Below are 18656 nucleotides of genomic sequence, written 5' to 3'. Positions count from 1 at the left end.
ACACTAGCTCAGTTGGTAGAGCGCAACCTTGCCAAGGTTGAGGTCACGAGTTCGAACCTCGTGTGTCGCTCCAAATTATTCAGATATGGCCATGGCGGTATCTCGATGCCAAGTGCATCAACTTAAAACCAGCGACAGCTGGTTTTTTTGTATCTGAAGACTGATAAATTCATACCATCTCTTTTTCATTACCTGTGAGCTTAGCAACCCCATCTCTGTCACGAGTTTCTGATATTAAGTGTGACCTGATGTTTCGCACCTCAGCCAATTTCAGTTTACAATACGGGCTTCCAAAGGATTTGACGAAGACGCATGAGAAATACCGACGATTACATCATTTTTTATCACTTGATCGAGCAAGGTTCATTCAGTGCTGCCGCGAGACATATGTCACTGACTAAATCGGTCGTCAGTAAACGCATTGCCAAGCTTGAACAAGAGCTTGGTGTACAGCTTCTCTACCGAACAACGCGAACGCTAACGTTGACTGAAGCAGGACGAGCGTTTTTTACTCATGCAAAAGCGGTTTATCAAGCGGTGGCAACGGCGGAAGAATCCATTGTGGGTTTAGGTAAAAACTTATCTGGAAACATTAAAATTTCGGTGCCTACTATCTCTGGTGAATTAATTCTTCCTCAAGTGATTAATGAATTTAATCAGAAATACCCAGACATCAATATCGATATGGATCTAGATAATCGTTTCGTCGATATCGTGAATGAACGTTTTGATTTGGCAATTAGAACGGGTGTGTTGCCAGATTCTAGTCTGATTGCAAGAAAGCTGGTGGATGCGAATTGGATCATTTGCGCGTCACCCCAATACCTAGCTAAACATGGCATACCTAAACAACCTCAAGCCTTGGCTAAACACAATTGTTTAGTCTATTCCTACCAAGAAACCGGAGCGCATGAGTGGGCGTTTAAAGATGGAGACGAGGTATATCAAATCACCGTCGACGGTAACCTCTGTACCAACAATTCTTCTGTATTGAGAAATGTGGCGCTATTAGGGCAGGGAATCATCTATGTACCGCGTGTCTTGGTTTATGAAGACTTAAAGCAAGGCAGTCTGATTCAGTTATTTAAAGACGAAACCGCCAAATGTTTGGGTATTTATGCGGTGTATCCTTACACTCGTCAGCAACCAGAAAAAATTAAGATCTTTATCGATCATCTATACTCAAGCTTTCAAAGTCAAAACCATCGATTTTAAGCCAATAACTCAACACCGATCGTTATATTGGTGTTGAGCTTATGTTTCCATCTTCATTTCTAAGAATCCTCTTAAATTTAGGGGCTTACGCTTCTCCTCGTTTTCTTCACTAATATTGATAACAAGATACCCCGCACAACTGTTAACAAATGGTTTTGCTATTGTTTCTTTTAAGAAACGGTCTGTTTCTTACATTAAATTTCTCAAATGTAAAAGATAAGTGACAGAAAAATAAAGAATTATTTTGTTTGTTGTTTATTGATTACGTATTGTTCGTCCGCCTGACATAGACGCAGAGAAATGGACTGCTTATAGTGGCTCAAACGCCATGCCTGCCGCTAAGCGGTGTTGTGAGCGAAGTACAATAACTAGAGATACGGATATGAAACAAAAGCAGCTGATTGAAGAATTTAAAGCCATCGTTGGGGAAGAAAATGTTCTAACCGACGAGGTTAAAACGAAATATTACCGCTCGGGGTTTCGTTCGGGTAGTGGTAATGCGCTTGCTATCGTGTTTCCTAACACTCTTCTGGAACAATGGAAGATTATTAAACAGTGTGTTGAAGCAAACTGCATCATTATCATGCAGGCGGCTAAAACAGGTTTAACAGAGGGCTCGGCTCCGAGTGGTAATGATTATGATCGCGATGTGGTTGTGATCAATATTACCAAAATCAAGAAGATTCACTTATTAGATGGCGGTAAGCAGGCGGTTTGCTTGCCTGGTGCGAGCTTACACTCTTTGGAGAAAGAGTTGAAGGCAGTGAACCGAGCACCGCATTCTATCATCGGCTCTTCATCGCTAGGTGCCACTGTGGTCGGTGGTATCGCCAATAACTCAGGTGGTGCGCTAGTTAAGCGTGGTCCTGCTTATACGGAACTGGCGATCTATGCGCAGGTGGATAAGCAAGGCCAGTTACATTTGGTGAACCACCTTGGTATTGAAGGATTAGGTGAAACGCCAGAAGAAATTCTAACAAACCTGCAAGAAGGGAACTTTGACCCAGCGAAGATCATTCATGATGAGCGAATGGCGTCAGACAAAGAATACGATGAACGTGTTCGAGACGTGACTTCTGACATTCCTTCTCGCTTTAATGCCGATGAACGCCGATTATTTGAAGCCAGTGGCTGCGCTGGTAAGTTGGGGGTTTTTGCCGTTCGGGTTGACAGCTACCCAGTCCCAGAAAAAGAGCAGGTTTTTTACCTTGGCACCAATGACCCTGCGAAACTAACGAAGTTGCGAAAAGACTTCTTATCTACGTTTGATAACTTGCCTGAGATGGGAGAATACTTGCATCGAGATATCTTCAACATGGCAGAGAAGTACGGCAAGGATGTGTTCTTATCCATCGACTTGTTAGGCACAGATAAGCTGCCAAAAATGTTCGCACTTAAAGCTAAGGTAGAAAACTTCTTAGAGCGCATCCCGTTTGTCAGTAAATATCTGCCAGACACCATTTTGTACTACGCGAGCAAGTTGTTCCCACAACACTTACCAGAGCGAATGCTGGATTTCCGTGACAAGTATGAGCATCACCTGGTATTGAAAATGAGTGATGGTGGTATTGCTGAGGCGCAAAAATACCTCAAAGAAGTTTGGGCTGTTGAAGACGACTGTGATTTCTTCGAGTGTACGCCGGAAGAGGGTAAAAAAGCTTATTTACATCGCTTTGCAGCAGCAGGTGCAGCAATTCGTTACGAGACGATTCACCGAAAAGACGTAGAAGACATCGTTGCACTTGATATTGCTTTGCGACGTAATGATGAAGAGTGGCTAGAAACTTTGCCTGAAGAGGTAAGTAAGAACCTTGTTCAAGCGCTCTATTATGGTCACTTTATGTGTTACGTCTTCCATCAAGATTACATTTTCAAAAAAGGGACTGACACGAAGTTGATGAAAAAGATGATGCTAGAGCACCTCAATAGCCGTGGTGCCAAATACCCAGCAGAACATAACGTGGGTCACTTGTATGAAGCCGAAAACTCGTTGCAGAAGTTTTACCACGAATTAGACCCAACCAATACCTTTAACCCTGGTATTGGTAAAATGGACAAATATAAGCGCAATTGTAACTGCTGTGCGTAATGTGCTGTCTCACCATGATTAATAATCGTTGTTCATCGTTAAAATGATGAGCATAAGATAAGCCCTGATGACACTTGTGGCATCAGGGCTTTGTGTTTTGGGTCTTTTATTGATGACTGGTATCGGCGTTGAAACAGCGACTAAAGAGCACGTACTGCGGCGGCGGCGATGATGCCTGCTGCAATTGCGGGTAGAGGCTTTTTCACGATGAACATGACAACGGCAGTAGAAAACAGTGCTGCTCTAGCACCGTTATCACCCTCTACTGCTAGCGGAGCTAAAAGCGCAACCAATACAGAGCCTGACATCGCAGTAATGAAACGTTGAACCCGTTCGCTAATTGGAATGAATGACATAACATACACTCCGCCCCAGCGGGTTATGAGCGTGACTAACGCCATAGCGATGATGATAAGCAGTGTGCCACCTATGGTTGTTTCGATGTTCATGCTTTCTTCTCCTTCCAACAAGCACCCAAGACTCCGCCAGTAATGGCGCCAACCACTACGTGGCTATTCTCTGGCAAATACCAATACGCCAACATAGAAGATGCCGCTGCTATGGCCCAAATCGCAAAGATTCTTAAGTCTTTCGGCCCGGCTACCACCATAGACAGCAGGAAGCACCCCATAACCATATCGAGCCCTAGCGCTACCGGATCTTTGATTGCGCTACCAAAATAAATGCCGATCCAGGTGCCAACAATCCAAAAAGACCACATCGCTAAGCCGCCACCAACAAGCAAGCCAAAGCCTGGTTCTTTTCTACCAAATGCATTGAGTGCCATTGCCCAGTTAGCGTCTGATGCTACCAGCATGACACCGTAACGTTTTGTTGGTGGGAGTTGTCGTAACCATGGATAAAGTGTGGCTCCCATCAAGAGGTGACGAGCATTAATCGCAAATACAGTAATAAGGACTGGAATGAGAGGGACTTCTGCTCCCCACATTTCTAACGTGGCAAATTGTGAAGCACCGGCGAAGACCAGTGTGCTCATCAACATAGTGGGAAATACATCTAGTCCAGTCTGTACGGCAGCAACACCGAAAGCGAGGCCAAATATGACCACGAACATAGATAGGGGTAGAAGTTGGGTGAATCCGTTCCAGACGTCAAGCCGATTAAATTCGTGCAACTCAGTGGAGGAGCGTTGAAGATGTTGAGTATTTTCTGTCATAGAGATACCTAGCTAGCAGGCAAAGGGGCAGTGCCATACGAGTGTGTTTGTTATTCTTTTGTAAACTTCATGTTTAACATCAATTAGAGGGGCTTTCAAACACTAAGTGCTATATAAAATTGAGCCATCCAAGCGGCTTTAAAAAACAGAGTGTAGAGAGTCGCACTTGGTAGTGCTAAAGGAGATTAAAACAACAGAAATGGTAAGCTCTGTTTAATTGATAGAATCACGAGCTAGTACAGATTAGTAAATAAGAAAGAAAGCGAGCACGAGGCTCGCTTTTTTCGCTCTGTTACGAATAACTGAATAGGTTTATTTTACGTAGACACGAGGGTTCGCGCTTCCCCAAACCGTGTATAGTTCAGGGAAGATGACTTCTGCGTGTTTTTCCATCTCAGCAGCTGAAATCGTTTTGCCTTGTTGGGAGCCAAACAAAACAACTTCAGAACCAGGCTCAACATCTCTGATACCTGTAACATCTACCATAGTAGTGTTCATTGAAGCAACGCCCGCAACTTTTGCTCGTTGACCATTGATCAGAACTTCTGCCGCATTCCCCATCTTTCGTGGGTAACCATCAGAGTAACCAACAGGAATGTTCGCCATTAAGCTTTCTTTGCTTGTTGTGTAGCTGCTGTCGTAACCGACTGTGCTATTTTTTGGCAGGTGGTGAACGGATGCCACGCGTGTTTTGAAAGACACGATAGAAGGGTACTCAGGGTTAGTCGGTAGGTCTCCGTATAAAACGCCACCAGGACGAACCATATCAAGCTGCGCTTCAGGAACATTAAGCGCGGTGTAAGAGTTTGCTACGTGCAGTAAAATGTTGTCGCGTTTTAGATTCGCTTCTTTAATCAGCCATGCAGAACTGTCTTTGAATGAAGCTAACTTTTGGCGCACGTCGTCTGCATTGTAGTTAGGGAAATGAGTCATGATGCCAACAATATTAACGCCAGCTTGTTGAGCGATTTCTAGCGCTTCTTTCTTGCCCGCTTCTGTCGTCATATCAACACCATTACGTCCCATACCACCGTCGTTCAGAGCAAGGTGAACTTTGATTTCTTTACCAGCTTTCTCGGCTAGTTTAGACAGTGCTTTAGCTTGCTCTGCTGTGCCTATCAACTCTTCGACATTTAGGTCGATTGCGGCTTCAATCTCGCCAATATCCGCTGAGCGTACACGCATAAGTTGGCCTTTAAAGCCACTGTCGCGAACAGTTTGTGCTTCGGCGTTACTTGCAACGGCAACGCAAGGAATTTGTTGCTCGATAATAGTCGGCATCAGGCCTGCGATACCATTGCCGTATGCGTCGGCTTTCATCACGGCACAAATTTTCGTTTTGCCATCCATGTGCGATTTAAACTGCTCAATATTATCGCGGAACTGACCTAAGTTTATTTCTAGCCAAGCGTTAGCACCTTGAACTTGCTCTGCTTTTGCTGCTGTATTGCTAATTTGAAGAGGAGCAGCAGTAGCTTGCATTACAGGAACCGCGATTGCAGCAGCGATAGTCAGTGATAGTAAGGTTTTATTTAAGCGCATAAAGTCTCCGTACGCGTTTTTTGTATTGGTTATGTTATTGAGTACTTGGGGAAAGTACCTGACGAAGTAAAACGCTCCAAGTGGTGCTTTGGAGCGTTTGTTAAGATAGTGATTGAATATATACCTAAACATACCTCAGTGATGACATTCAATTTAAGCAAATCGGGATTGATTTGATATCTACTAAGGTACCCACTGAGTTTAACTCAGTTTAAAGCGGCTCATTACATCTTTAAGAGAAATGGATAGCTGGCTTAGTTCGCGGCACGCCTGTGCGGTTTGCTCCGAACCTTGCGAGACCTCTTGAGATGCCAAATGTATGTTTTCAATGCTGCGGTTAAGCTCTTCCGCAACAGAGTCTTGCTGGTTACAAGCCGTGGCGATTTGGGTACCCATGTCTGAGATGTCCGAAATCGAATGCTCAATGTCGCTCATCAGCTGTTTTGATTGAATGCCTTGTTCTGCACATTCTGAAATACTGGTTCTAGAAAGTTCAGTGGCTGATTTTGCGTCTTTTGCAAGTGATTGTAGCTGCTCAATGATCGAAGTGATTTCACTCGTTGAATCTTGCGTACGGCCGGCAAGAGTTCGAACTTCGTCTGCAACGACGGCAAAGCCGCGACCAGACTCACCAGCACGCGCCGCTTCAATGGCTGCATTAAGTGCAAGTAGGTTGGTTTGATCGGCGATGTCGCGGATAACATCCACGATCACGTTAATTTTATTCGATTGCTGTTCAAGCTCTGCTACGGTATCGCCTGCAGCGCCAATTACGTTTGAAACTTCTTGAATCGCGTCAACCATACCTTGGGTTTCACGAACACCGTGTTGTGTGCGGCGGTTTGCTTCGTTAGCTTGGTTCGCTGAGTCTTCAGTGTTACGAGCAACATCGGCTACGGCCGCTTTCATTTCTGTCATTGCTGTTGCGATGTGCGTAATTTGCAGCTGTTGATCTTTCATACCAGACGCAGAAATATCGGAGATTTGGTTCATCTCTTCGACAGCGCTGCTTAACTGAGTAACTGCAGCAATCACGTTATCGATAACTTGGCGTAAGTCGTCTTGCATCTTAGTGGTCGCGTCTGCCAGTTCACCAAGCTCGTCATTGCCGATTGCTTTACGGTCAATGTCACTTGATAGATCACCTGTCGCGATGGCATTTGCTTGCTCAACAACAAGTTTAAGTGGGCCACAAATTAGGCGAGTCAGCACGTATGTCATGCCTACCATGATCAGTAGAATAATCACGTTACTTGCAATTGAAGAATTACTCAATCCATTTACAGAGGACAGGATATGAGTTTTGTTGCTATCCATAGCTTCTTTAAGGAGACGGATTAGTTCGCCTAACTCTGAGTCAACCGCTTCGAAAGCAGACAAAGAGTTCGCCAAAATAGGGTGGGCCTTGCTTTTGTCGTTAGCTAGCATCGCTTCATTGTACTGGTCCATAGTAACCAAGTACTTTTTCCATTGACGCATAAGACGCTGGTAAGTTTGCTGCTCTTCGCCAGGCCAGATAGTTTCCCCGTAAGCGTTGAGCTCTCTAGTGATCTTTTCGCGTTCTCTAATATTGTTAGAAATTTTAGTTTTGACTTGGTCTGCGTCTTCATAAGTGTACGCAGCAAATTGAGCTCGGCGCCAGCGAGACAAGTGATCTCGAATCGAATCGACCCTTTCCATTGCAGGAAGCGTATCATCGGTATAGTTTAAAAGCTCAGATTTGATGCTTTTGAGCTCTGTAGATAAAAATACGCCAAATGCAATGTTGACGATGGCAATGAGTAAAAACGATAGCGATATCTTTTTCGCTATAGAAAGATTCTTGATAGACATTAGTGATATACCTTGTTTTTCTTATGTTGTGTCGCCAAAGTAAACCACATCCTTATATGTGATATATGTCCATTAAATTACTGCAACTCGTGTAACGTACCATTATTTATTGATATTTTCGATAATGAATTGAGCTTTGTTTGAAAATAAAAAAAGTCAATGATTTTATAAAGGTACGACCACATTCGATATAAAGTTATCGGTAACAAAATATGATGTTCTGTACGCAGTCGTGCCAAGAGTAGGGAATCAAATTGTTACAGATGTTACAGCGGTGAAAAGATCAGCGTTCATAGCTGATAGTCGCGTGTTTACCTCGAAGCAGTTTCGGGCACTAGTATGCGTATGACTTTATAGCTAATTGAAAGGGAACGGGTGCTTATTGGTCTAATTGAATGCCAAATATACTAGGCAGATCGCTTTTTAAGCACTTAAATCAAAAAGATAAAATTTATTGTTGACCAGATAAATTAATCCGTTAAAGTACGCCTCGTTCTCACGGCAAAGGTCGCTGAGACAGATGGTGTCTAACTCATCGCATGATTGCGTTGCCCTGGTGGTGGAATTGGTAGACACAAGGGATTTAAAATCCCTCGGCGTTCGCGCTGTGCCGGTTCAAGTCCGGCCCGGGGCACCATCAAAATCTTTGGTGACAGAGATAAAAAATCAGAAAGGCGCCTTGGCAGAGTGGCTATGCAGCGGATTGCAAATCCGTGGACCTCGGTTCGACTCCGGGAGGCGCCTCCACTATTTCGAAAGCCAGTCTTAAATGACTGGCTTTTTTCGTTTTTAGTCCACCTTTTCGTAACCCTTCGCGCTTTCCTAAAGTCTCCCATGTTTTGATCACCATTCAATATTTTTAACGCGCTACTCATTGATTTTATAAATGTTAGACAACTCAATAATTGTATAGTGTGATTGGTGATAGTTTCTCTTCGATTGTAATCCGAGCTTTTTGTATTACAGGCAGCAACCTAGCTAGCGTCATAGTTAGTATCGCTTGGTGCGTATATACAGAAAGGAGGATTCTAGTCCTCAACGTGAGAGAAAAATAATGAAAACATTCAACCTTAAACCTACACTTTTACCCTTAACTTTGCTGCTCAGTTCGCCTGTAATGGCGGCACAAAATGGCACCATGATGCAGTATTTCCATTGGTATGTGCCAAATGACGGTGCACTCTGGACACAAGTTGAAAACAACGCGTCGGCACTATCTGATAACGGCTTTACTGCGTTATGGTTACCACCCGCCTATAAAGGTGCTGGTGGTAGCAACGACGTCGGTTATGGCGTTTATGATATGTACGATTTGGGAGAGTTTGATCAAAAAGGTTCGGTGCGCACCAAGTATGGCACCAAAGATCAGTACCTAAGCGCCATCAATGCTGCCCATAAAAACAATATCCAGATTTATGGCGATGTGGTGTTCAACCATCGCGGTGGTGCGGATGGAAAGTCTTGGGTTGATACCAAGCGAGTAGATTGGAACAACCGAAATATTGAACTTGGTGATAAATGGATTGAAGCGTGGGTAGAGTTTGATTTCCCTGGGCGCAACGACAAGTACTCAAACTTTCATTGGACGTGGTACCACTTTGATGGCGTGGATTGGGACGATGCTGGCGAAGAAAAAGCTATCTTCAAATTCAAAGGTGAGGGTAAGGCATGGGATTGGGAAGTTAGCTCGGAAAAAGGCAACTACGATTACCTTATGTACGCTGATCTAGACATGGATCACCCTGAAGTGAAGCAAGAGCTGAAAGACTGGGGCGAGTGGTATATCAACATGACGGGTGTGGATGGGTTTAGAATGGACGCGGTGAAGCACATCAAATATCAATACCTGCAAGAATGGATTGATCACCTACGTTGGAAAACAGGGAAAGAACTTTTCACGGTCGGAGAGTACTGGAACTACGATGTGAATCAGCTGCATAACTTTATCATCAAAACTTCTGGCAGCATGTCTCTATTCGATGCACCGTTACATATGAACTTCTACAATGCGTCTAAATCGGGTGGTAGCTACGATATGCGTCAAATCATGGATGGTACGCTGATGAAGGACAATTCAGTCAAAGCGGTAACCTTAGTAGAAAACCATGACACTCAACCTTTGCAGGCTTTGGAGTCGACGGTTGATTGGTGGTTTAAGCCGCTCGCTTACGCGTTTATCTTATTGCGTGAAGAAGGTTATCCATCCGTGTTTTATGCAGATTACTACGGCGCGCAGTACAGTGATAAAGGGCATGACATCAACATGGTCAAAGTGCCTTACATTGAAGAGCTAGTAACACTGCGTAAAGATTATGCGTATGGCAAACAACATTCTTATCTCGACCACTGGGACGTAATTGGTTGGACTCGAGAAGGTGATGCAGAGCATCTACATTCAATGGCCGTGATCATGAGCGATGGACCAGGCGGCTCGAAGTGGATGTATACGGGTAAACCAAGTGCTCGCTACGTAGACAAGTTGGGTATCCGAACTGAAGAAGTTTGGACTGATGCGAATGGTTGGGCTGAGTTCCCAGTAAACGGCGGATCTGTCTCGGTTTGGGTTGGCGTTGAATAATCCATTCCTGTGATTTTGATACAGAGTAGGCAATTCTTGATAAAACTTTTCAATGAATCAATGTGTTATTTGATATTCATTCAACAAATGAGTAACTTATATTTGAGCATAATCTAGAGGAAGATAAAGAATGGAATCTATTGCTGATGTATTGGTTGTGGCTATTGTGTTCGGTGCCATATTTGGGGGCGGGATAATAAAGTTAATCTTGAACCATCGTAAAGAAGTAAGAGCGTTGGAGATATCTGAACGTAATACGATGAGCCGAGAAGAACAAGATAACCTTAACAAGCAAATTGGTGACTTGAAGCGACGTGTTGAAGTGTTAGAGCGAATTGTCACAGATAACAAATATCAACTTGAAAAAGAAATTGCCTCTCTGTAGATCACCACTTAATCGTAAAGCCGGCGAAGTCCGGCTTTTTCGTGTCTGTACGTCATACCTTTCGGATGTTTAACTCAGCGTTCATCAAAAAAGTCTTTGTCGCGAATGTATTTACTCATAAAGTGATAAGAGAACGGTCGCATCAGCCAACTAAATAAGGAGCGCCCAAGCCGTATGAGCGTTGGGGTGTTCTCGTATATTCTCCCGTTATATAACCATAGCATTTTGCCTACATGCCAATACAAAAAAGGTACGGGCGGCATAAAGGTCACGATGTCGATGTCGCAACAAATCCTGTATGTTTTGTGCCCCAAACGGTAGCGTTTCTTAAACGTCCAATCCCCGACAGCGGGCTGTCCGAAAGTGACCACGCGTTTAATGCTTTTTGGGTATTTTTTCTCAATATAGTCAGCAAAAACACTGCCAATCGCGCCACCTGAAGAGTGGCCAGTAATAGTGATTCTTTTCCCCCTGAGAATAAGTGGTACAACGATACCTTCGAGGCGTTCGATCACGGTCAACCCTAACCGATCTTCATTCCGGCTCGGTAAACTTTCTTGGAACAACAGATGATAGAAACCCGCGTGAATGCGATAGTTTAGTCCCAACCTTCGACAGCTTCTCGTCCACATCGCGAAGTTCAACAACCAATCACTGATACTGTGTGAGCCTTTAATCACTACGACCACTTCACTCTGTTTTTTACTCCAGAGCACGCGAATCATAATCTTACCGTGTTCATTTCTAATGACTCGTTGCCCATTAGGATCGAACCCGTATTGAGTTTGCCTGAAGACGCGAGGGTAGGCGAGATTACAAAGCACCGCATAGCGCTCGTATTGGTATCGTTTTAATGGTTTCACGTTAACTTTCTTAGTGGAGCCTAACGGTTGACTGTAATTAATGAATATTAAAAATACGTGAACCTTGATTTAGGGTCGGTAGAGATTCTGTGTATTGGTATCGCGAATGAAAGACTCAAACTGGCTTAAATGCGTCAAGATGGTTTGGCGAGAGAGTTCATGATGTTCGCTAAGTACGTTAATTAGCTTTTTCAAAGCCTTACGATCTTGTTTATTGAGATTTGCTGTCTCTTTGAGTTGTGCGAAAAATTCAATTTGACTTGAAGTGTCGTTAAAGTCACCGAGCTTGTCTTGCAATAGTTTTAGTTGTTTCACGTTGTTTTTGTGCTGTTGGGAAGGATAGAGCGTGGAAAATCCTTCTAACAAATAACGCAGCGCTTTGCACTTTATCCGCATCGAATGAATCACACTGTCACGACTTTTGTCCGAGATCTTGCGTCGTGCTTTATCAACTTTTTTAAATTGATCGGAGATTTTTTGGCTTGCGAAGAGTAACGCAGGTACGTTGCTATCCACTCGTTCGTGTTGCGTACTTCGCAGCAGACTATTCCTGACCAAAGTGCAGTGCGTTGTGTATTCTTCTGTAGCTAGCCAACGCGTAACTTTTGCCTGTTCGTAAGCACGTTCGGCTTCGATAAAGCCAAAAAGCTGCTCAAGAGACGATTTGTGGTTTGGGAGCATTTCAATGTATTGTTTTTTGCCCAAGATAAATACGTCCAAATCACGCAGCTTATTTGTTTTCTTCATCATTATTTTTAAATGAGGTTTCAAAATACGCTGTTCAAAAGGAGGGATCAGTTCGCGAAGTAGTGAGCATAGTGAGCGTATGCGCCTCAGTGTGACGCGATATTGGTGTGTATATTCAGGATCCAAGTCGTCGATGACTCCCTGCTCCAGAGAGCGTGCATAATCAAATTCAGTAAGGAAGAAGTGGGGCACTACGAAGTCGAGTTCGGAGTCGGCATGTAAGGGTAAGTGAAATGATGGTTTTCGAAACATGATGAGCGCTATTTTGTTCTCTGAAATACACGTTAAGTTTATACCCATACTGTTAACTTGCGCGATTTGTTGGCTCTTCATTGATATAAAATGAGAAGGTTAAAAGGCACGAAAGCAAAGCGTATTGATGATCAAATAAGCAAAATGATCGCCCTTTGTTCGTTAGAGTCGTCTTTTTAACCATTTGAATAAAAAAGACTAATTTTTTGTTGACCAGATAAATTAATCCGTTAAAGTACGCCTCGTTCTCACGGCAAAGGTCGCGAGATAGATGGTGTCTAACCCATCGCATGATTGCGTTGCCCTGGTGGTGGAATTGGTAGACACAAGGGATTTAAAATCCCTCGGCGTTCGCGCTGTGCCGGTTCAAGTCCGGCCCGGGGCACCATCAAAATCTTTGGTGACAGAGATAAAAAATCAGAAAGGCGCCTTGGCAGAGTGGCTATGCAGCGGATTGCAAATCCGTGGACCTCGGTTCGACTCCGGGAGGCGCCTCCATTCTTTTACTTGTCCATGAGTTCCGATAGTAACCTGTAGGATCTCAACTTCTCAGATTGTTCAAACACCATCGTGTTTACCATAATTTCATCTGCCCCAGTGCGTTCCAAAAGTTTCTCAATTTTCTGTCTTACATATGTTTGATCACCATGGATAGATTCACGTAATTGAGTTTCAACGTGAAGCTTTTCCTGTGCTGACCATAGTGGTGCCATACTTTTCACTGGTGCGCGAAGTTTTTCGCGATTGCCGCGAATCATTTTTAAGAATTTTTGCTTCTCTGTTGTCGCGAGAAAATCTGCATGTGACTGAGTATCCGCTACGATAACGTTGGCACAAATCATCACATAGGGTTGAGCTAAATGCTCGGATGGGACAAACTCATCTCGATAAAAGTTTAGAGCACGAGACATTGCATCTGGAGCAAAGTGTGCAGCAAATGCGAAAGGTAAGCCTCTCTTAGCTGCTAAACGTGCGCTGTATGTACTCGACCCCAGAAGCCAAATCGGCAGAGATGTGTTGTTACCTGGATAAGCCGCGACTGGTTGATTTCGAGATACGGGACCAAGAAAGAAATTAAGTTCCTCCAACAGCTCTTCAAAGTCAGGATCCATATGCTCTGGTTCCCGCCTTAATGCATGCATTGTTTGGTAGTCGGTGCCTGGTGCGCGTCCTAATCCGAGGTCAATACGACCAGGGTATAATGCCTCTAACGTTCCGAATTGCTCTGCAATAACTAGTGGTGCATGGTTAGGTAACATGATTCCACCTGATCCTAAACGGATCGAGTTCGTGTGCGCTCCAATATGACTGAGTAATACACTGGTTGCGGCACTGGCGATGTCGGGCATGTTATGGTGTTCAGCCATCCAAAACCGATGATAGCCCCAGGACTCGATTGATTGAGCTAATTCAACGGAGCGTTCGAACGTTTCGGTGAAGTTTGTTCCGTCGGACACGGGTGCCAAATCCAGAACAGATAAACGAGGAAAAGACATAGGATAGTTATAGCCTGTTAATGAATCTTAACTATCATATGGTGGTGAAAGTTGACGTTTAAAAGGGGAGGATTAACCATTCACAATGGATTATTTTTCTTCAATGCCTGGAGAGCGTTTAGCTTACGAGTTTAGCTTTTGCTATGTGATAAAAGCGGCTTTATTACTGTAAGTGGCCACAGTGGTCGATGTCGTTGAATATTCGCATGTAGAACGTTTCCACAGCTACTTTAGATTAAAACATAGGCCTCTTTAACAGCGAACTGCTGTTGTCGACAATAGTGAACGAGCTAGCTTTAGAACGTTTTGACTGATACATAGACTTGTCTGCCGCTGTTAATAATTCATGTACATTCGACCCATGCTCAGGATAGAGTGCAATACCAATGCTAGCTCCGACGCATAACTCTTTACCTTTAAAATGAATTACTTTTTCTATTTCTTGGATATAGCGTAGTGCACATGCAGACAGAGACGTACCTGTTGTGTGTGAACGATGAATAATAATAAATTCATCTCCACCAAAGCGGCCTACCATGTCTGATTCGTCGATAATACTTGATAATCTACTAGCTACAGATTTTAACACTGCATCACCTGCCTCATGGCCATGGCTATCGTTAATATCCTTAAATAAATTTAAATCTATAAAAAACAAACTAAAACTATTCTCACTGCCTCTGAAATTACGCGTAAGCTGGATCAAATGTTTTTCTATTGCTCGACGATTGTAGATATTAGTTAAGGAGTCGTGCTCAGACAAAAATACCAAACTTTCTTTTTGACGATTTAGAACTGAAGTTTGATTCTCTACTTCTTCTTTAAGTTTTGATTTTGATATTGTTGTGTGGTTTAACAATGCCGCCATTTTATTGAAGTAACAAGACAGATTTTCAAATTCCGTGAATTGATTTTCTGAAGGGATTTTATAGTCAAAATTTGACCTGCTTAATTGTTTTATTCCATTTATAAACCTTTGAAAGCTTCTCTTGAACTTTATTTTTATATAAAAGCATAATAGCATAACAACCAGAGAGATAAAAATAATACCTGCTTGAGTGTAATAATTTAAATTTTGTAGTTTTGTAGACTTATTATTAAGTATTTTTTTATAAATATATATTATTTCATTATTCATATCCTGGGATACAATGTTTATTCTGGATTGTATGACAGGATTTGATTTATTATAATTTACGACTGAATCATAATGGCGATCTTTGTCTAGTAAATGATTATTTTCGTATTGAACTAAAAAATACAGTTCGAGATTCATTTTTTTTAGGTCTTTAGTAAGGTATAAAACATCTTCATTTTGAGATAATAATTCGTTTAATTTGTTATGAGAAATCATGAATTGTGTGAAATTGTTTTTTCCTCTATTTTGAGTGTAAGCCCAAAGATAACTACTTAATGACTCTAATGATATTTGTATGTCCATTATTTGGTTTAATTGTTTCTTGGCTTTATAATCTTCTATTTTTATGAAGCTTATGTATACTATAACGCTGATACATAGTATTACGCTTAGACTGAATAGTGATGCTAAATAGTGGTTTAACGAACGATGCATTTTAATCTAGACCATCAAAATATGAATTGATATAGTTTTCTTTAAATATTTTTCTGTAATTTGGAATCTGTCCTTCTACATAGTTTTGTTTTAATGCCCAATTAGCTTCTGATTGTAATGTAAATAATAAAGAATTCGTTAAATTTAATCGAAAGTTATAATCATCCCAACTCCAAGATATTTCTTCAACTGTTATGTTAAGTTTTTGTGATAGTATTTTCATTGTTAAATGAGGGTTTTTATCCATCCAGTTAATTGAGTGATGAAGTGACTTTATTATTTTCATTACTTCTTGATCTGATTTTTCAATGTGTATTTCTTTTGATACAAGCAAAAAGTAAAGTTTATACACGCCAATAATTCCTATGTTCTTTACTTCTTCATTTATTCTATTCTTGGCCATAAATCCGTATGGCTCCCAAGTAGATATTGCATCGACGTTTCCTTGCATTAAATGATTTATAATAACGTGCGTTGTTGATGATATTTTTTCTACTTTTTCTAAATCAATGTCATTTACCTGTAGCAACAAGTCTAAGTAATATTCGCTAGCGCTCTTTTTTATTACACCAACCTTTTTTCCTGGTAATTTATCTATACTTTCTATGCCAGACCGCTTTTTAGTTAGCAGCTTAATATCATTCGTAGAAGATGCAAAAGAAGTGATTAATGCTAAATCTTTGTATTCAAAGCTTTTAAACATCAGTACGCTTTCAGAAAAAGTGGCGTAATTAACATGGTTTTCTAGAAGTAGGTTTGAACATTCGACCCCTCCAAAGCACATGATAAGTTCGACGTTTAAATCGTTTTCTTCAAACGCACCTATGTGCTCTGCAATGATAAAAGGGGCTGACAGAGGCGTCTTAGATATACCGATTGTTGTAGGTTTGTGGATAGCATTTGATACCGTTGTTAACTTTAAATAAGCAACTACTAATGCAGAAAGAACTAAAATTATGATAACTGTAGAAATCTGTTTTGTATCCATCAAAAACAACTCCCTTCATAATAGTAGTAATTAATCTATCAGTTAAATGAGTGTAGTTGCTTATTGGGTTGATGCTAGGAGAGGAGGGGATTTATTTGTATCGTGCCAAATTTATGAGTACCTAGGGGTAATTTCGGTAACTGGCTTAGATATAAAGAATTTATCTTTAGTTAGTTCAAGTTGTAGCAAATGACTGATTTCATAACATGATGATTTATGGAGAGATATCAACTTTTTAAGTTGAAAAATTGTACTCCATTTTTGCCATTTTTCTTTATCTCATACATTGCGTGATCGGCTTTTTGATACACTTCATTAAACGGTTGCTTTCCTTTGTTAAAGAGACAAACACCGATACTCATTCCTATCGTTACTTTATGTAAGTCTTGATTTATCGCTGGAATGATTGAATCTAAGAGTTGATTGCAAAGTTGGGATATTTCCTCTCGACTTGAATGCCAGTTTAAGATAACAAATTCATCGCCTCCTATGCGTCCAACTTGAGACTTGCTTGACGCAAGCTCTGTTAAGCTATTGGCGATATTGATGAGGAGGGTGTCGCCAGTATGATGGCCTAGCTGGTCGTTAACTGCTTTAAAATTATCTATATCAACAAACACTAAAGCAGACTGCTGAGACGGTTCGGTTTGAGGTTGATGATTAAAGTTTTCCTCAATTGCTTTTCTATTTAACAATCCAGTCAATGGATCACTCGAAGCCAACTTGGCCAGTTGCTGCTCATAACGCTTTTCTTTTGTAATATCGATATGAGTACCCATCATCCGTAGTGGTTCGCCATCAGAACCATACTCGACGATGCGCCCTCGATCGTAGACCCAACTATCACTGCCGTCTTTATGAATCATGCGATGAACTACCTCATAAAGGTCGGTTTTGCCAGCTAGGTGATCTTCAAATGCACCCACCGCAAGATCATAATCTTCAGGGTGGAGATTGTTTTTCCACGTTTCAACCGTCGCGGTTAACTCATGGGGCTGATAACCTAGCATTTTGCCCCACTGCATATTGAATATCGTCAAAGTACCTGAAGGAATATGCTGCTCCCACAAACACAGTCCATTACTGTCGAGTGCAGCATTCAACTTTTCTTGTAGTCGCGCATTCTTCCGCTTCAGCTCTTCATTTTCTTTTTCTAAGCAGGCAATTCGAGTTAGATATTCTTCCATTTTGCGCATAATTTACGTCGTTTTCGGAGCGACAATATACGAAAAATACTTTGCAATTTCTATGATTGAGCTTGGAGATATAAATATTGAATATGCGGTAAATAATAAAGAATCGGTGATGTTACTTAAGAGCAGCAAAGTAAATGCTTGGAAAACAAAGAAGGAAATAGGGGGTAAGCGAGGGGCTCTCCTGGTGCAAAGTCTTAAATGGAGGCCTTTGCACCGGGACTACTGAGGGCTAGCGGTTTAGTGCACCACAACGCTCAGGTTGGTATGTGATATCGACAATTTCAATTGTCTTCACTTGATTATTTGGCATTGGCCATTCAAGTTTTTGGCCGACAGACAAACCGATCAGTGCGCTGCCTACGGGCGCAAAAATAGAGATATCATCACTGCTTTTCAGTTCAGAAGGGTAAACCAGTGTCTTTGTCATGGTTCTATCTTCACCTGAAAATTTAAACTCTACAGTCGAGTTCATCGTGACCACGTTATCTGGCATTTGTTCTGGCTCAAGAACTGTTGCTCGGTCGAGCTCTGCTTCTAATTCCACAAGCTCCGCTGCGATGTTTGGCATTTTATCCAACAAGGCCGTGATTCGGTTCATATCTAAGCTTGAGATGTAGATAGAATTGTTTTCTGACATTTTATGACTCCCAAATAAAAGGCCGCCTCACAAAAATGGGACGGCACTCTATATGTCAATTACGGTATCAATCATATGGACGCTA

General features: G+C 42.0%; 15 protein-coding genes and 4 tRNA genes. 8 read left to right on the top strand and 11 right to left on the bottom strand.

What is annotated here, in order from left to right:
* Positions 1-312: 312 nt before the first annotated feature.
* Positions 313-1215 carry a LysR family transcriptional regulator gene (locus R7P69_RS21620; protein WP_047101034.1) on the top strand — a complete coding sequence of 301 codons (903 nt, stop codon included), beginning with the start codon at positions 313-315 and terminating at the stop codon, positions 1213-1215.
* A gap of 382 nt (positions 1216-1597) precedes the next feature.
* Positions 1598-3304, top strand: coding sequence for a D-lactate dehydrogenase (dld, locus tag R7P69_RS21615; RefSeq protein WP_213895316.1), 1707 nt, complete (start codon positions 1598-1600; stop codon positions 3302-3304).
* A 140-nt stretch (positions 3305-3444) separates the two neighbouring features.
* On the opposite strand, the gene R7P69_RS21610 is transcribed toward dld, so the two are convergent.
* From R7P69_RS21610 to R7P69_RS21595, 4 genes are all read right to left on the bottom strand, one after another.
* Entirely contained in the window at positions 3445-3753 is a 309-nt protein-coding gene (locus R7P69_RS21610) for an AzlD family protein (protein ID WP_005375985.1), read from the bottom strand.
* On the bottom strand, positions 3750-4481 hold the full coding sequence (locus R7P69_RS21605; protein WP_238762798.1) for an AzlC family ABC transporter permease: 732 nt from the start codon (positions 4479-4481) through the stop codon (positions 3750-3752). Before R7P69_RS21605 ends, R7P69_RS21610 begins: the two co-directional genes overlap by 4 nt.
* 312 nt (positions 4482-4793) lie before the next feature.
* Positions 4794-6023 carry an alanine racemase gene (gene alr, locus R7P69_RS21600; RefSeq protein ID WP_213886025.1) on the bottom strand — a complete coding sequence of 410 codons (1230 nt, stop codon included), beginning with the start codon at positions 6021-6023 and terminating at the stop codon, positions 4794-4796.
* A gap of 201 nt (positions 6024-6224) precedes the next feature.
* Positions 6225-7856, bottom strand: a complete 1632-nt coding sequence (locus R7P69_RS21595) for a methyl-accepting chemotaxis protein (RefSeq protein WP_005375988.1) — start codon at positions 7854-7856, stop codon at positions 6225-6227.
* Between the two features lie 550 nt (positions 7857-8406).
* Between R7P69_RS21595 and R7P69_RS21590 the strand changes: the two genes are divergently transcribed.
* From R7P69_RS21590 to R7P69_RS21575, 4 genes are all read left to right on the top strand, one after another.
* Positions 8407-8493: transfer RNA gene (locus tag R7P69_RS21590), tRNA-Leu, on the top strand.
* A gap of 36 nt (positions 8494-8529) precedes the next feature.
* Positions 8530-8603, top strand: a tRNA-Cys gene (locus R7P69_RS21585).
* 307 nt (positions 8604-8910) lie between these two features.
* Positions 8911-10434 (top strand): alpha-amylase, encoded by a 1524-nt coding sequence (gene amyS, locus R7P69_RS21580; protein ID WP_213901671.1) that lies wholly within the window; start codon positions 8911-8913, stop codon positions 10432-10434.
* A gap of 130 nt (positions 10435-10564) precedes the next feature.
* A complete protein-coding gene (locus R7P69_RS21575) occupies positions 10565-10819 on the top strand; it encodes a hypothetical protein (RefSeq protein WP_005375990.1) in 255 nt (84 codons plus the stop codon).
* A 74-nt stretch (positions 10820-10893) separates the two neighbouring features.
* On the opposite strand, the gene R7P69_RS21570 is transcribed toward R7P69_RS21575, so the two are convergent.
* Together R7P69_RS21570 and R7P69_RS21565 are read right to left on the bottom strand one after the other, a co-directional pair.
* Positions 10894-11682, bottom strand: coding sequence for a lipase family protein (locus R7P69_RS21570; protein WP_005375991.1), 789 nt, complete (start codon positions 11680-11682; stop codon positions 10894-10896).
* A gap of 69 nt (positions 11683-11751) precedes the next feature.
* Positions 11752-12681 carry a CHAD domain-containing protein gene (locus R7P69_RS21565; RefSeq protein ID WP_238952605.1) on the bottom strand — a complete coding sequence of 310 codons (930 nt, stop codon included), beginning with the start codon at positions 12679-12681 and terminating at the stop codon, positions 11752-11754.
* Positions 12682-12982: 301 nt separating this feature from the next.
* Here R7P69_RS21565 and R7P69_RS21560 point away from each other — a divergent pair.
* Both R7P69_RS21560 and R7P69_RS21555 read left to right on the top strand, forming a co-directional pair.
* Positions 12983-13069: transfer RNA gene (locus R7P69_RS21560), tRNA-Leu, on the top strand.
* A gap of 36 nt (positions 13070-13105) precedes the next feature.
* Positions 13106-13179 (top strand) — tRNA-Cys (locus tag R7P69_RS21555).
* Between the two features lie 5 nt (positions 13180-13184).
* Here R7P69_RS21555 and R7P69_RS21550 read toward each other — a convergent pair.
* From R7P69_RS21550 to rnk, 5 genes are all read right to left on the bottom strand, one after another.
* On the bottom strand, positions 13185-14177 hold the full coding sequence (locus R7P69_RS21550; RefSeq protein WP_005376038.1) for an LLM class flavin-dependent oxidoreductase: 993 nt from the start codon (positions 14175-14177) through the stop codon (positions 13185-13187).
* A gap of 235 nt (positions 14178-14412) precedes the next feature.
* Positions 14413-15618, bottom strand: a complete 1206-nt coding sequence (locus R7P69_RS21545; RefSeq protein ID WP_226977227.1) for a GGDEF domain-containing protein — start codon at positions 15616-15618, stop codon at positions 14413-14415.
* Between the two features lie 133 nt (positions 15619-15751).
* Positions 15752-16738, bottom strand: coding sequence for an ABC transporter substrate-binding protein (locus R7P69_RS21540; protein WP_238952606.1), 987 nt, complete (start codon positions 16736-16738; stop codon positions 15752-15754).
* A 227-nt stretch (positions 16739-16965) separates the two neighbouring features.
* Positions 16966-17925, bottom strand: coding sequence for a GGDEF domain-containing protein (locus tag R7P69_RS21535; RefSeq protein WP_025767735.1), 960 nt, complete (start codon positions 17923-17925; stop codon positions 16966-16968).
* A 238-nt stretch (positions 17926-18163) separates the two neighbouring features.
* A complete protein-coding gene (gene rnk / locus R7P69_RS21530; RefSeq protein WP_005376048.1) occupies positions 18164-18571 on the bottom strand; it encodes a nucleoside diphosphate kinase regulator in 408 nt (135 codons plus the stop codon).
* Between the last annotated feature and the right edge of the window lie 85 nt (positions 18572-18656).

Origin of the sequence: Vibrio sp. 661, from assembly GCF_033339315.1 — a bacterium.
Taxonomy (GTDB): domain Bacteria; phylum Pseudomonadota; class Gammaproteobacteria; order Enterobacterales; family Vibrionaceae; genus Vibrio; species Vibrio alginolyticus.
This window is presented reverse-complemented; position numbering and strand designations above follow the sequence as displayed.